Genomic DNA, 13257 nt, shown 5'->3' with positions numbered 1-13257 from the left:
CAAGCATCGCTTGTCAGACCTTTTCTCTTTTCCGGCGCCGAAATCCTGAAGTCGTTCGACGACGCCCCGCCCGATCGCCGATCACGCCGCGCGCGATCACATGCGCGTTCGGCAACCGCGCACGTAGCCTTGCTCGTTGCCGATCGTCGCGTCAGCCGTTCTCCACACAACCTCGCTGGCGCATCGGCACGACGTTTCCACGCACGCGACGGCCACCAGCGATCGCATCGCCCCTCGCGGTGCGCAGCGTCACGGTCTGCGCGGCGGCCATGGCGACGATGGCCAACTGGCCGACCTCGACGGCGCACGCAACGGCACCGTCCATCTCGGGCTCGGGCGCGACGCACGCACCGACGACATGGCCGCCACGGTCGATCTCCCGCTCCACCGCACACCGCGACCCAAGCCCATCCTTCAGGATACCGAACGATGACGGACATCGGGTATGACCGCCCTACGCCGATCCGCGCCACACGATGCCCCGGATCGGCGAAGCGGCGAGTCGTGCCGCCTCGCCCGTTTTGCACTGCTTTCGATCGAGGCGATCGGCGATGCGCGACGGTCGCGCGACTGATTGCGACGCAGCCGACGGACTCCAGCGGCGGCCAATCCTTACAAATCCATTTCGCCAAACGTGGGCGCACGAATCGTGCCCTACGCAGACAAATCCCCTTGGCAAATCTGCTTAAGGGTGCATAACATTACTTAACGATCCTGACCCGTCTATCGCGTTACATTGCGTGGGCGGCGCGGCGGTCGCAGCCGCTTTCAATCAGTTTTTCGGCATGCGGCAGCCGACGCGCGGTCATTTCGACTCAACCCCAAGGAGAGGACCACCATGACTCATGGCTTGATTATGTGGCTCATCATCGGCGCGATCGCCGGCTGGCTTGCCGGCTTGCTCGTGAAGGGCGGCGGCTTCGGGCTGATCGTCGACATCATCGTCGGCATCGTCGGCGCGGTCATCGGCGGCTGGCTTGCCGGACTGCTCGGCATCAGCATCGGCAGCGGCTTCATCGGCTCGGTGATCGTCGCGGTCATCGGCGCGGTGATCCTGCTGTTCGTGATCCGGCTATTCAGGCGAGCGGCCTGACGTTTCTCTCCCCACGCGCCTTCGGGCGCGTTTTCGCATCGGGCCGGCGCGCGGCCGGTTCGCCGCGCGCCGCCGGCTCGGTCAGCGCTCCGTTTGCTGCCGCCAACCATCGAGCACGCCGGCCGCCAGCAATCCCCTTCGCGCACACCTTCGCGCCCGATCGATACGGTGCGCGGCATCCCCTCTTCATCCCGCATCGAGCGGCATCGATCACGATACGTATACCGCACGCCGGTCCGGGCTCGTCGCGAGCTTCGGGCGATTGTCGGCGCGCGTGTAGATCCGCTCCGGAACCGTGTAGACGGTGACGGGCGCGGACAGCGTGCGGCCCGCATCGTCGCGTGGGTCGACGACATGAGCACCGTCGACCCACGCGACCCAAAGCGGGCTCCGCGCGTCGTCGAACGCGGCGCCGGTCGCGAGCGGCTGCTTCCTGCGCAGACGCGGCCTGCATGCTCATATGCGCGGCGACCGGATCGGCGGCCCCGGCCCACCGTGCGCGCCGGCGGGTGACAGCGCCGCCAACCACGGCGCACGGTCTGCCGCGAACGATTTCACAGCGACCATTTCAGTTCTCCATAGAAAGTGCGGCCCGGATACGGGTGGAACGTGTAGTAGCGGCGGTCCGTCAGGTTGTCGATGCCGGCCGACGCGCTCCAGTGACGATCGAAGCGGTAGCGCGCCTTCAGATCGACGACCGTGAACGAACTCGTCCCGCCGTAGACGTCCGGATTCACGTCGCTGTTGTCGAGCGTGTTGAACTGGCGTCCCGAATAGCGCACGCCGACGCTCGCGAGCCAGTGCTCGTCGAAGCGATACGACGCGAGCAGGTTCGCGCGCATGCGCGGAATGCGCGGGAAACGCGAACCGACGTAGGCCGGGTTCGCGGCATCGGCGAGAATCTGCGCGTTGCTCGCCGATACGTTCGCATCGACGTTGAACCCGCGCAGCCCGACGTTCTCGCCGCTGAACGCGAGTTCGACACCGCGTACGCGTACGCGGTCGACGTTCGAGATGTTCGTGACGGTCGTCGCGCCCGACACCGTCGTCTGGCTGTAGATCGAATCGCGCAGGTCGCTCTGGAACACGCTGGCACGCACGACGCCGACGCCCACGTCGCTCTCGGCGGTGAAATCCCAGTCGATCGCCTTTTCCGGCCGCAGGTTCGGGTTGTTGTTGACGATCGCGTTGTTCGAAATCGTGCCCTGGAACAGTTCGCCGACCGTCGGGAATCGCGTGCCGGTCGCGAACGACAGCCGGAAACGCCAGACCTCGGTCGCATCCCACTGCAGCGCGACTTTCGGCGACAGCGCATTCGCGCTGCGGTCCGCATAGCCGAGCGTGCCGTTCGCGTTGCCGAGCGCGCCGCCGTACGCATCCCAGCGCTCGTAGCGCAGCCCGAGCGTCGCCAACCAGCCCGGCGCGAAACGCCACGTGTCCTGCCCGAACAGCGCCTGCGTGCGCGTGTCGCCGCGATAGACGCCCGCGAGCGACGTGGTCGGCCCGGCCAGCCAGTCAGCCGTGTTGTACGTGACGTTGCGCAGGAAGTAGTTGTCGTAGTGATAGCCGAACGTGAACGCATGCCCCCTCACTTCGGGCGCCTCCGCCTTCAGGTCGAGCGTGCGCCAGCCGGTGCCGTCGCCCTGGAACAGCGTGCCCGCGCCGCCCTGCACGGTCGAGGCCGCGCGCAGCACGTCGCGCGAGACGTCGTACGCCGACACGACGCCCGACAGCCGCCAGCCGGAATCGAGCCGGCCGTTCAGCCCGAGCGCATACAGCCAGTTCTCCTGGTCGCCACGCTGCGGCGCGAAGGCGTTCGGCGCGACGGTCATGTTCCGGCCGCCGATCGACACGTTGCCGCCGTAGACCGGATGGCCGGCCGCATCGCGCAGAAAGGTCTCGCCGTGCTGCCGGTAATGGTTCTCCCAATGCCCGAGCGTCAGCGTCGCATCGACATGATCGGTGAACGCATAGCCCATCCGGACCGTCTCGTTGAGCTGCTCGGTCCGCTCGATCGTCTGTGCGCCGACGATCGTCCGCGGCTTGCCGTTGGGTCCGATGTCGGTCGCGGCGCCCGTCACGGGCACGGCGGCGCCCAGTTTCGGGTTGTAGGCCGAATTGGGGCTCGCATACTGCATCGGCTGTCCGTCGTTCTCCAGCCGGTCGAGCGACAGCGCGAACCAGAACCGGCCGACGCGGTTCGCGATTCGCGCGGTCTGATGATTGCCGCCGAAGCTGTCCGCGAACCCGTAGCCGTCGTGGTAGCGCTGCGTAAAGAACTGCGTCGACAGCGACGCCTCGAGCCGTTCCGGGCGGCGCGTAGTGAGCAGCACGGTCGAGCCGATCGCATTGCCCGGATACAGCGCGGAAAAAGGGCCATAGAGCACGTCGACGCGCGCGATGTCGTCGGGCGGAATCAGCGACCAGCGCGGCGGATACGCATAGCTCGACCCGAGCAGGTTCGACAGCAGCACGCCGTCGGCATAGACGAGCCCGCGCGCGCTCTGCAATTCGTTGAAGTCGCGGCCCGCGAATATGCTGTTGCGGTCGCCGATGTAGCGCTTGCGGACCATCAGGTTCGGCGCGTACTTCAGCGCGTCCTCGGTGGTGACGTTGGTGTGCGCATCGATCTGCTCGCGCGTGATCGACGTGACGACGGCCGGCGTATCCGGGTCGACCGGTTGCCGTTGCGCGGTCACGCTGACGGCGGTCAGCGTATCGCCGGCCGGTGCGGCCGACGCAGCGACGCCAGCGGCAGCCGGTGCGGCGGTGGCGGGACGGCCGACGCCACCGCTGCGGGCGGCTTCGGCGCGTCCATCGTCCATCGAAGCCGCGTGAGCGGCCGGCCATGCGAAAGCGGCCGCGCATGCAAGCGCGAGCCGGCCGCGCGACGGTCGCGCGGCAAGAGTAGACGACATGGGTGAGTTCCTGAAAACGTGATCGGACGCCGCCGGACATGAGCGCGCGAGCCGCGCACGAACGGCGCGACGCACGGACCCAAGCCGCGGGCGGCTCGCGCGCCACCGGGGCGCGCGGACGACATCAATCAGACCGGAACGTTTTCAGGCGGGGCGCGCGGCTGCGCGAGACGGATGCCCTTGCGGCGCACATCGGGAACGATCGGCGCGGCTACCCGATACGCGAACGTGCGCACGAAGCCCGGCATCGCGGGCAGGCTCGTACCTAGCGCGACGTTCGCCGCGAAGCCGGGGCAGTACACGCAATGCGGGACGCCGGCATGGTCGAACGACGACGTGTCGCGCTCGTCGCCCGCTTGCGCGAGCACGACCTGACGGGCGCCCGCTGCACTGCACAACTCGAGCGTGAGCGCGCCGCCGGAGCCGCTCGACGCGAGACGCGCGTAGCCGACGACGGGCGACAGTACGTTCAGTACCAGCGCCAGCCATACGAGGCCGATCCATCGCGTCGTTCGTCTCATCGCGGTCCAGAAAAAAGTGCGCGCAAGTGTAACAAGCAGTCCGATTGTTGCCGATTGTGCAGCGTGCAATACCGGGCATCGCACCGCGCGTCTGAGCGCATGTGCCGTTAATACAACAGAGACAAAATCTAACGATTCGCCGCTGGCATAAATCCGAGCGCGAGGTTGATAATCATTGCACCTGCTGGAGAAACGATCATGGACGAAAGACCAACTCGCATGCCCCCGCCCGAGCAAGTGATGAGCCCGGATCCGGAACCCGTCGGCGTGGAATTTCTCGCCGAATTGCCCGAGCACGTTCGGGCATTCTTCGACGAGCAGCACAAGCTGTACGCGCCGAAGTGAACGTCAGTTCGGTTCTGTAACCGCCACGTGTCGATCATCGTTATCGTGCGGTTCATTCGTGCGCTTCGCGCGCAATTCGCCTCGCACCCGGGCCGCAACAGCCTGACGGTGCCGGATCGGCTCGCCGGCTGATTCTCCTGTCGCGACGCTGCGCCGCGCGACTGTCTTCGTCTATCCTTCTGGTTTTCCACGTCCGGCCCGCCCGGCTCTCCCGATCGTTCCGATGAAGCAAGCCATTCGTGCCAGCCTCGCTGTCGCCGTGCTCGGCGTCGCCCTCTTTTCGTCTCCTCACATCGCCCGTGCAGACGGCGACGACACCGCCCTCACCAACGTCGTGGCGCTCGCGTCGCAGCGCCTCGCGCTCGCCGAACCGGTCGCGCGATGGAAATGGGCGAATCACAAGGCCATCGAGGACCGGCCGCGCGAAGCGGCATTGCTCACCGCAGTCGAAAAACGCGCCGTCCAGGCCGGCGTCGATCCCGCATTCGCCCGCACGTTCTTCGAGGATCAGATCACCGCAAGCAAGGACGTGCAGAACGCACTGTTCGCGACCTGGCGCACGACGCGGCCGCCGGAAGGCACGCCGCCGGATCTCGCGACCAGCACGCGCCCGGCACTCGATCGGCTGACGCAGAAAATGCTCGCCGGTCTCGCGCAGGTCGCCCCGCTGCGCGATGCGCCCGACTGCCAGGCGCGGCTCGCGCGCAGCATCGCAAACTGGAAGACGCTCACGCGCTACGATTCCACGCAAACGCAGGCGCTCGATACCGCGCTGTCGCATGTGTGCGCCGCCGGCGGAGCCAGCGCGATCGGCTGACGCGGCCGGCGCGCATCGCGCCGTGGCGCTCAGTGCGCCGGCGTCAGCGCCATGAGCGGAATCACTTGCAGGCCGCGCGCGAGATGCGTCTGCAGCAGGCGATGAGTGAAGGGTTCGAACCCGCCACCCGCCGCGTCGGCCACCAGCCGCGCGGCTGCATCGAGCGATTCCGCCGAACCGAGATAGCACCAGCCGTCGATTACATGAAACAGGCGACGCTCGCCGCTCGCCTCGAACGCGACAGCCCCCTCGAACGGCCAAGGCGCACCGCCCCCGCGAGCGACGTCGGCCGCCGGGCGCCGGTTGTACGACGGGCGCAAGCGGGCGATCCATTGCGCTTCGGCAAGCATCGCCCCCAGCTCGTTGCCGGTCTCGCGCCATTCGACGCGGCGCACCTGCTGCGCCAGCCGCATTTCCTTCGACGAGCGGCGCTCGCCGGTCAACAGCGCGCGCAGCCGCTGCCGTACGCGCACGCTGCGGCCGACATACAGCGCTTCGTCACGCTCGCCGAAGAGCGCATACGCGCCACACCCTGCCGGCGCGGTATCCAGCCAGGCCTCGGTCAGGTCGCCGCCCAAACGGAAGTGGCGTGTCGTCCGCGCGATCTGGTCGCGCAGCCGCTCGAGCGGCACGATGTCGTGCAGTTGGCGCCAGAACTGCCAGAGCAGGTCGGCATCGGCCAGTGCCCGGTGGCGCGCGGCCGGAACGAGCCCATGCCGCTCGATCAACGCATCGAGCCCGTGCCGCGATTCGCGCGGAAACAGCGCGCGCGACAGCCGCACCGTACAGAGCACATCGGGATTGAACGCCAGGCCGGTACGCTCGAACTCGGCGCGCAGGAAGCCGCGATCGAAGCTCGCGTTGTGCGCGACGAACAACTTGCCGTCGAGCCGTTCGAACAGCGCCGGCGCGAGCGACGCGAACGTCGGCGCATCGCGCACCATCGCGTCCGAGATGCCCGTCAGTTGCTGGATGAACGGCGGAATCGCCTGCCCCGGATTGACAAGGCTCGTCCACGTCGACACGCCGAGCGGCCCGATTTCGACCACGCCGATTTCGGTGATCCGGTGGTCGGCGGACGAGCCGCCGGTGGTTTCAAGGTCGACGAAGACGAGCGGCTGCTCACTGGCGGGATCGGACGGACGGGAATCGGACATGAAAAGACAAGGAAACGATGCTTTCATGAGTATGCACCGGCATGCGTACTCGCGGCCAGCCCGGGCCGGTTCGTTCCGTCCCCGGAAAACAAAAAGCCCCCGCGATGCGGGGGCCGGACGTGATCGGCAATGCGAGGCGCGTCAGACCGCCTGGATATTCGCTGCCTGCTTGCCTTTCGGCCCGACTTTGACGTCGAACGAAACACGCTGGTTTTCCTTCAGCGTCTTGAAGCCTTCCATCCGGATTTCGGAAAAGTGCGCAAACAAATCTTCACCGCCATTGTCCGACGTAATAAAGCCAAAACCTTTAGCATCGTTAAACCATTTCACGATACCGGTATCCATGTCTTCGTTCCCCACTCGATAAGATCAAAAAAGCTATTTTTATAGCCGTTTCCCGAAATCCCGAAACATCGCGCCAGCACCCGTACCAGCATGCCGCCCGAGGACGGAGTGCTGACTTTATAAATTGGACAATCCGGGTGCGTCAAGAAAATTTTTAGCGATCGCTTTCTCGAAAAGGCGCTAATACCACTGGAATCGGTACACCGTCGCCTTTGATTAATTGATGCGCATCAAAAACCTGTCAATATTACCGGGACCGGATCATCATTAATGCAGGGCTGAAATTCCTACCGGGGACAAATCGATTCGGTAAAATCCTCGGGTTTTTTCCGGGTTGCAGAAATCCGGGGACGTTGCGATCCTGAATCAACGCCGAAAGGAAGGAGAGGGTCATGTGGTTGGACGGAATCATGCGCTTCGCGAGCCGGCTCGGGCGCGTACGTCGCAAGTCCCGCGCCTTGGCCGAGTCCGCGCGCGAAGCGCCGTGCGATACCGAATTCGATACGACGTGGCACGGCGATCACTGGCAGAACCTGCTCGCATCGCCTCTGGATGCCCGTCACTACGTGATGGAAGACTGGACCTACACGCCGCCGCCGATCGAAGCAGAAGACGCCGCGCCTGCGGGCAAACGCAAGCGCCGCTCGTACACGCCGTAGCGCACCGGGCAGCGGGACAAAAAAAAGCGCGACTGGGAAGTCGCGCCGACAAAGGTTTGGAGATCTTTTCCGTCAACGAAAAAGTCTGCTTCGGAAAGCAGAGATTGCAGTATAGCGAGAGAACTACCTTTCATTATCCATGCCCCACACAAACCTCTATTGCCGATGTGTCAATAATCGCGCTATCGCGACTCCCGCCCGCTGCTGATCGTCTGTCGCAATCTCGCAACGCTCGCTCGGCAGTCCTGATCGTCACCTCCCTTCGCTGCACTGCCGCAAACCCTTACTGGGCAACCGTTTGCGCGGTTTTTCTGATTTTTGCGGATTCCAAAATACATTATTTCTTAAAGCGTAAGACACCCCTGCTCCGCACACTCCGTACACTGCAGACGGCTTTCTGATAAGCGCACCGCCGTTCTGCCGGACCGGCTACAGCGTCAAGCAAAACACGGCCAGTCCGCCGCAGGTTCGATCGACATCATCGTGTTTGGAGACATATCCATGAAAAAAACCCTGATCGTCACCGCGTTGTCGGGCGTGTTCGTTACCGCAGCCCATGCTCAAAGCAGCGTGACGCTGTACGGCCTGATCGATGCAGGCATCACCTACACGAACAATCAGGGCGGGCACAGCTCATGGTCGGAACGCAGCGGCCAGATCAATGGCAGCCGCTGGGGCCTGCGCGGCACGGAAGATCTCGGCGGCGGCCTGAAAGCAATCTTCGTACTGGAAAACGGCTTCAACATCGCCAACGGCACGCTCGGCCAGAACGGCCGCGAATTCGGCCGCCAGGCGTTCGTCGGCCTGTCGCAAGACCAGTTCGGCTCCGTCACCCTCGGTCGCCAATACGATAGCGTCGTCGACTACATCGGGCCGCTGTCGCTGACCGGCACGCAATTCGGCGGCACCCAGTTTGCCCACCCGTTCGACAACGACAACCTGAACAATTCGTTCCGGATCAATAATTCGGTCAAATATACGAGCGTCAATTTCGGCGGCCTGAAGTTCGGCGCGTTGTACGGCTTCTCGAACAGCACCCAGTTCTCGAACAATCGCGCATACAGCGCGGGCGTGTCGTATTCCTACGCCGGCTTCAATATCGGCGCCGGCTACCTGCAGTTGAACAATGACATCTCCGGGCTCACGTCGGCTGCAGTGACCAACAGCGCCGGCGCGGTGGCAGGCGACAACACGTTCGTCGGCAAGCGTCAGCGCGTGTTCGGCGGCGGCCTGAACTACACGTTCGGCCCGGCCACGGCCGGCTTCGTATTCACGCAATCGCGCGTGAACCGGGCGCTCGGCATCTCTGCGGGTGCGTCGGGCGTGTCGAACGGCCTGGCTCTCGACGGCACGTTCGCCCGCTTCAACAACTACGAAGTCAACGCACGCTACGCGCTCACGCCGGCCTTGTCGCTGGCCGGGTCGTACACGTACACCGCAGGCTTCCTGGACGGCCGCCATCCGGGCTGGAATCAATTCAACCTGCAGACCGACTATGCGCTGTCCAAGCGAACCGACGTGTATGTACAAGGCGTGTATCAGCGAGTCAGCACGGACGGCCTGGGCCTCGGCGCCTATGTCAATGGTCTCGGCGGCGCTTCGTCGACCAACAAGCAGATCGCGGTGACCGCCGGCCTGCGTCACCGTTTCTGACCGGAGCGGCTTCGGCACAAAAAGCGCCTCGCGAGGCGCTTTTTTTTCGGGAAGGGAAGCAGGTCTCGCGGACGGCCGGACGGCCCGGCGCAGCGCCGACCATGCGGTTCACGTCCGGCTGTCCGCGGCCGGGTAACGCACATCGAGGATATCGATCGGCTGCGGGCCGGCCGGCGTCATCAGCGTGACGGTATCGCCGATCCTCGCCTTGATCAGCGCGCGTGCGACCGGCGAAATCCAGCTGACGCAGCCGCGGTCGAGATCGACCTCGTCGATCCCGACGATCGTCACCGTGTGATCCTCGCCGTCCGGCGTCTCATAATCGACCGTCGCGCCGAAGAACACCTGATCGACATTCTCCTGCCGGCTCGCGTCGACGACTTCCGCGAGGTCGAGCCGCTTCGTCAGGAAGCGGATCCGGCGGTCGATCTCGCGAAGCCGCCGCTTGCCGTAGATGTAGTCGCCGTTTTCCGACCGGTCGCCGTTCGACGCGGCCCACGATACGAGCCGCACGACCTCGGGACGCTCGACGTCGATGAGGTTCAGCAGCTCGTCGCGCAGCCGCTTGTGGCCGGCCGGCGTGATGTAGTTCTTCGCGCCCGCCGGAATCGCGGGTTGAGCCTGGTCGAGATCGTCGTCGTCACCGTCCGACTCTTTGACAAACGCCTTGTTCATGATGCAGATTCAACGTGAATGACCGATCCCCCAAGGGTACACGAAGGGCGGCCGACCGAGGCCATGCCGCCTTATTCGCGAATAAGGCTTCCCTTTTTATACGACTCTGCTATACTTCCGCTTCTGCGTGCGGCTGTAGCTCAGTTGGATAGAGTACTTGGCTACGAACCAAGGGGTCGTGGGTTCGAATCCTGCCAGCCGCGCCACTTTTTCGAGGGCCTTCCCATCGCAGAAGGCCCCGACAGTTGAAGCAGTACCGTTTTGCGTGCGGCTGTAGCTCAGTTGGATAGAGTACTTGGCTACGAACCAAGGGGTCGTGGGTTCGAATCCTGCCAGCCGCGCCACTTTTTTGGGGGCCTTCCCATCGCAGAAGGCCCCGACAGTTGAAGCAGTACCGTTTTGCGTGCGGCTGTAGCTCAGTTGGATAGAGTACTTGGCTACGAACCAAGGGGTCGTGGGTTCGAATCCTGCCAGCCGCGCCACCTTAAAAGGGCTTTCCTCCGGGAAAGCCCTTTTTCTTTTTGCGCTCGCCTTCCCTCGCTCGCGCCATCGGCCCGGGCGCCCTCGGCAAAGCGCCGGCAACGTCGGCCGCACGTTCGGCAGCCCCCCAATGAAAACGGCGGCCATAGGCCGCCGTCCGTCGATCGTCGAATTCGCCCGCCCCCGCGCGTCGGCGTCAGTAATCCTGCCGCTCGCGCTCGATACGCATGCCGCCGTCATGGCGCGTGTGCGCACCGTCGTCGGTCGAACGCTCGCGCATGATCCGCATCACGTCCGGATTGGTTCTCACGCGCCGCATCACGTTCGCGAGATGCACGCGGTCGCTGACCTGGATCACGAAGCGCAGCACCGTCGATTCGTGCGTCAGATCCTCGTCCATCGCGATATGGACGATGTTCGCGTCGGCCGACGTGATGTCCGCCGCGACGCGCGCAAAGATGCCCTTCGTGTTCTTCACGAGCGCCTTCACCGCGACATCGAACAGGCGGCCCGGCTGCGGCGCCCACTCGACGTCGATCCAGCGCCCCGGATCGCGGCGATGGATGCGCTGCGCGACACGGCAATCCGTCGTATGAATCGCCATACCCAGACCGATGCCGATGTAACCCATGATCGCGTCGCCCGGAATCGGCCGGCAGCAGGCGGACAACTGCACGGACATCCCTTCGGTGCCGGTGATCACGACCGGCGGCGCGTGATGCGCAGGATGCCGCTCGGACTTCGGGAGATCGTCGTCCGCGTCGCGGCCGCTCATCAGCACCTCGATGCGCTTGGCCATCACCGCGGCGACGCGACGGCCGAGGCCGATGTCCGCGAAGATCTCCTGGCGGCTCTTGTTACCCGTCCACTGCACGAGCTTCTCCCACACTTCCGGCTCGATATCGGCCAGCGAGAGACCATAGACCTTCAGGCTCTGGTCGACGAGCCGCTCGCCCAGTTGCACGGACTCGTTCAGGCGCATCGTCTTCAGATAGTGGCGAATCGCCGAGCGCGCCTTGCCGGTACGCACGAAGCCGAGCCACGCGGGGTTCGGCTTCGAATACGGCGCGGTGATCACCTCGACGATGTCGCCGCTCTTCAATTCGGTGCGCAGCGGGAGCAGCTCGTTGTTGATCTTCACGGCCACGCACTGGTTGCCGAGATCGCTGTGGATCGAATACGCGAAATCGAGCGCCGTCGCGCCGCGCGGCAGCGCCATGATCTTCGACTTCGGCGTGAACACGTAGACCGCGTCGGGGAACAGGTCGATCTTCACGTGCTCGAGGAATTCGCTCGAATCGCCAGCTTCGCTCTGGATGTCGAGCAGCGACTTCAGCCACTGATGCGCGCGCTTCTGCACGTCGCTGAGATCCGCGCTGCCGTTCTTGTACAGCCAGTGCGCGGCGACCCCCGCCTCGGCGATCTCGTGCATCTTGCGCGTGCGCACCTGGAACTCGATCGGCGCACCGAACGGGCCGACGAGCGTCGTGTGCAGCGACTGATAGCCGTTGATCTTCGGGATCGCGATGTAATCCTTGAACTTGCCGGGCACGGGCTTGTACAGCGCGTGCAGCGCGCCGATGCACGTGTAGCAGTCGAGCGGGCTGTCGACGACGACCCGGAAGCCGTACACGTCGAGCACCTGCGAGAACGACAGTTGCTTGTCGCGCATCTTGCGGTAGACGCTGTAGATAGTCTTCTCGCGGCCGGTGATCTCGGCGTCGATCTTCGCGTCGGCCATCGCGCGCTGCGCGGCCTCGAGGATCTTGCTGATCACTTCGCGGCGGTTGCCGCGCGCGGCCTTCACGGCCTTCTCGAGTGTCGCGTAGCGATGCGGGTTGAAGTTCGCGAAGCTCATGTCCTGCAGCTCGCGATACGTGTTGTTCAACCCGAGCCGGTGCGCGATCGGCGCGTAGATGTCGAGCGTTTCGCGTGCAACGCGACGGCGCTTTTCCATCGGCACCGCACCGAGCGTGCGCATGTTGTGCAGGCGATCGGCGAGCTTGACGAGAATGACGCGCACGTCGCGCGCCATCGCGAGCAGCATCTTGCGGAAGTTTTCCGCCTGCGCTTCCTCGCGGCTGCGGAATTCCATCTTGTCGAGCTTCGACAGGCCGTCGACCAGCTCGGCGACCTTCGGGCCGAACCGCTCGGCCAGCTCGTTCTTGGTCACGCCCTGGTCTTCCATCACGTCGTGCAGCAACGCGGCCATCACGGCCTGCGCGTCGAGCTTCCAGCCGGCGCAGATTTCCGCGACGGCGACGGGATGGGTGATGTAGGGCTCGCCGCTCTGGCGATATTGACCGAGGTGGGCTTCGTCGCTGAAGTGGAACGCCGCCTTGACCTCTTTGATTTCGTCCGGAGCGAGATATTCGGCAAGCACGGCCGTCAGTTTCGCGATCGAAACGACGCCGTGCTTGCGCGGCTGCTCGGGCGTGGCGGTCGGCCCGAACAGATGCCGGAAGGACTGTTCGAGGACCGCGTCGATGTACTGGCGCGCAGGCGACTGGGCCGGGGCTTCGGTGGTCGGATCCGCGGAGGCGGACGATGGGGTGGTGCTCATATTCGCCTCCAGGTCGAGTCGTTGCGCGCGT

Annotated in this window: 12 protein-coding genes, 3 tRNA genes and 1 pseudogene; 8 read left to right on the top strand and 8 right to left on the bottom strand. The window is 64.8% G+C overall.

Going from position 1 to position 13257, the window contains the following annotated elements; genetic code table 11:
• Positions 1-151: 151 nt before the first annotated feature.
• A complete protein-coding gene (locus WT97_RS25240; protein ID WP_060354616.1) occupies positions 152-388 on the bottom strand; it encodes a hypothetical protein in 237 nt (78 codons plus the stop codon).
• A 450-nt stretch (positions 389-838) separates the two neighbouring features.
• Between WT97_RS25240 and WT97_RS25235 the strand changes: the two genes are divergently transcribed.
• On the top strand, positions 839-1093 hold the full coding sequence (locus WT97_RS25235; RefSeq protein WP_006476609.1) for a GlsB/YeaQ/YmgE family stress response membrane protein: 255 nt from the start codon (positions 839-841) through the stop codon (positions 1091-1093).
• Between the two features lie 213 nt (positions 1094-1306).
• Here WT97_RS25235 and WT97_RS35005 read toward each other — a convergent pair.
• The 3 genes and pseudogenes from WT97_RS35005 to WT97_RS25225 form a co-directional block, all read right to left on the bottom strand.
• Positions 1307-1660, bottom strand: a pseudogene (locus tag WT97_RS35005) (exo-alpha-sialidase); the annotation flags it as partial.
• Positions 1648-4011 carry a TonB-dependent receptor gene (locus WT97_RS25230; protein WP_060354615.1) on the bottom strand — a complete coding sequence of 788 codons (2364 nt, stop codon included), beginning with the start codon at positions 4009-4011 and terminating at the stop codon, positions 1648-1650. The gene WT97_RS25230 and the pseudogene WT97_RS35005, both read right to left, overlap by 13 nt.
• Before the next feature lie 128 nt (positions 4012-4139).
• Positions 4140-4532 carry a DUF2946 domain-containing protein gene (locus WT97_RS25225; protein ID WP_060354614.1) on the bottom strand — a complete coding sequence of 131 codons (393 nt, stop codon included), beginning with the start codon at positions 4530-4532 and terminating at the stop codon, positions 4140-4142.
• A gap of 198 nt (positions 4533-4730) precedes the next feature.
• On the opposite strand from WT97_RS25225, the gene WT97_RS34670 reads away from it, so the two are divergent.
• Complete coding sequence (locus tag WT97_RS34670; protein ID WP_006476612.1) at positions 4731-4877, top strand: hypothetical protein; 147 nt, start codon at positions 4731-4733, stop codon at positions 4875-4877.
• A gap of 223 nt (positions 4878-5100) precedes the next feature.
• Positions 5101-5694 carry a chorismate mutase gene (locus tag WT97_RS25220; protein WP_059836830.1) on the top strand — a complete coding sequence of 198 codons (594 nt, stop codon included), beginning with the start codon at positions 5101-5103 and terminating at the stop codon, positions 5692-5694.
• A gap of 29 nt (positions 5695-5723) precedes the next feature.
• On the opposite strand, the gene WT97_RS25215 is transcribed toward WT97_RS25220, so the two are convergent.
• Both WT97_RS25215 and WT97_RS25210 read right to left on the bottom strand, forming a co-directional pair.
• The gene (locus WT97_RS25215; RefSeq protein ID WP_060354613.1) at positions 5724-6851 is read right to left on the bottom strand and encodes an exonuclease domain-containing protein; all 1128 of its coding nucleotides are present in this window, start codon (positions 6849-6851) and stop codon (positions 5724-5726) included.
• A 141-nt stretch (positions 6852-6992) separates the two neighbouring features.
• Positions 6993-7196: a cold-shock protein gene (locus WT97_RS25210; protein WP_059499959.1), complete on the bottom strand. Its 204-nt coding sequence runs from the start codon at positions 7194-7196 to the stop codon at positions 6993-6995.
• 392 nt (positions 7197-7588) lie between these two features.
• Here WT97_RS25210 and WT97_RS25205 point away from each other — a divergent pair, with 392 nt between their 5' ends.
• Both WT97_RS25205 and WT97_RS25200 read left to right on the top strand, forming a co-directional pair.
• Complete coding sequence (locus tag WT97_RS25205) at positions 7589-7855, top strand: hypothetical protein (protein WP_034206682.1); 267 nt, start codon at positions 7589-7591, stop codon at positions 7853-7855.
• A gap of 501 nt (positions 7856-8356) precedes the next feature.
• On the top strand, positions 8357-9508 hold the full coding sequence (locus tag WT97_RS25200) for a porin (protein ID WP_059499958.1): 1152 nt from the start codon (positions 8357-8359) through the stop codon (positions 9506-9508).
• 108 nt (positions 9509-9616) lie between these two features.
• Here the strand turns inward: WT97_RS25200 and greB are convergent, their stop codons facing one another.
• A complete protein-coding gene (gene greB / locus WT97_RS25195; RefSeq protein ID WP_059499957.1) occupies positions 9617-10183 on the bottom strand; it encodes a transcription elongation factor GreB in 567 nt (188 codons plus the stop codon).
• A 129-nt stretch (positions 10184-10312) separates the two neighbouring features.
• Between greB and WT97_RS25190 the strand changes: the two genes are divergently transcribed.
• The 3 genes from WT97_RS25190 (at position 10313) to WT97_RS25180 (ending at position 10665) form a co-directional block, all read left to right on the top strand.
• Positions 10313-10389 (top strand) — tRNA-Arg (locus WT97_RS25190).
• Between the two features lie 61 nt (positions 10390-10450).
• A tRNA-Arg gene (locus WT97_RS25185) sits at positions 10451-10527 on the top strand.
• Positions 10528-10588: 61 nt separating this feature from the next.
• Positions 10589-10665, top strand: a tRNA-Arg gene (locus tag WT97_RS25180).
• Between the two features lie 194 nt (positions 10666-10859).
• On the opposite strand, the gene WT97_RS25175 is transcribed toward WT97_RS25180, so the two are convergent.
• Positions 10860-13226 (bottom strand): bifunctional (p)ppGpp synthetase/guanosine-3',5'-bis(diphosphate) 3'-pyrophosphohydrolase, encoded by a 2367-nt coding sequence (locus tag WT97_RS25175; RefSeq protein ID WP_060354612.1) that lies wholly within the window; start codon positions 13224-13226, stop codon positions 10860-10862.
• Positions 13227-13257 lie beyond the last annotated feature (31 nt).

The organism is Burkholderia sp. MSMB1459WGS (assembly GCF_001534535.1).
In the GTDB taxonomy this organism is placed as follows: Bacteria; Pseudomonadota; Gammaproteobacteria; order Burkholderiales; family Burkholderiaceae; genus Burkholderia.
This window is presented reverse-complemented; position numbering and strand designations above follow the sequence as displayed.

What these genes read in the sequence shown, in the direction of transcription:
- WT97_RS25235 (WP_006476609.1), top strand. Translation starts at nt 839, where the DNA reads ATGACTCATGGCTTGATTATGTGGCTCATCATCGGCGCGATCGCCGGC.
- WT97_RS25230 (WP_060354615.1), bottom strand. Translation starts at nt 4,011, where the DNA reads ATGTCGTCTACTCTTGCCGCGCGACCGTCGCGCGGCCGGCTCGCGCTT.
- WT97_RS25225 (WP_060354614.1), bottom strand. Translation starts at nt 4,532, where the DNA reads ATGAGACGAACGACGCGATGGATCGGCCTCGTATGGCTGGCGCTGGTA.
- WT97_RS34670 (WP_006476612.1), top strand. Translation starts at nt 4,731, where the DNA reads ATGGACGAAAGACCAACTCGCATGCCCCCGCCCGAGCAAGTGATGAGC.
- WT97_RS25220 (WP_059836830.1), top strand. Translation starts at nt 5,101, where the DNA reads ATGAAGCAAGCCATTCGTGCCAGCCTCGCTGTCGCCGTGCTCGGCGTC.
- WT97_RS25215 (WP_060354613.1), bottom strand. Translation starts at nt 6,851, where the DNA reads ATGTCCGATTCCCGTCCGTCCGATCCCGCCAGTGAGCAGCCGCTCGTC.
- WT97_RS25210 (WP_059499959.1), bottom strand. Translation starts at nt 7,196, where the DNA reads ATGGATACCGGTATCGTGAAATGGTTTAACGATGCTAAAGGTTTTGGC.
- WT97_RS25205 (WP_034206682.1), top strand. Translation starts at nt 7,589, where the DNA reads ATGTGGTTGGACGGAATCATGCGCTTCGCGAGCCGGCTCGGGCGCGTA.
- WT97_RS25200 (WP_059499958.1), top strand. Translation starts at nt 8,357, where the DNA reads ATGAAAAAAACCCTGATCGTCACCGCGTTGTCGGGCGTGTTCGTTACC.
- greB (WP_059499957.1), bottom strand. Translation starts at nt 10,183, where the DNA reads ATGAACAAGGCGTTTGTCAAAGAGTCGGACGGTGACGACGACGATCTC.
- WT97_RS25175 (WP_060354612.1), bottom strand. Translation starts at nt 13,226, where the DNA reads ATGAGCACCACCCCATCGTCCGCCTCCGCGGATCCGACCACCGAAGCC.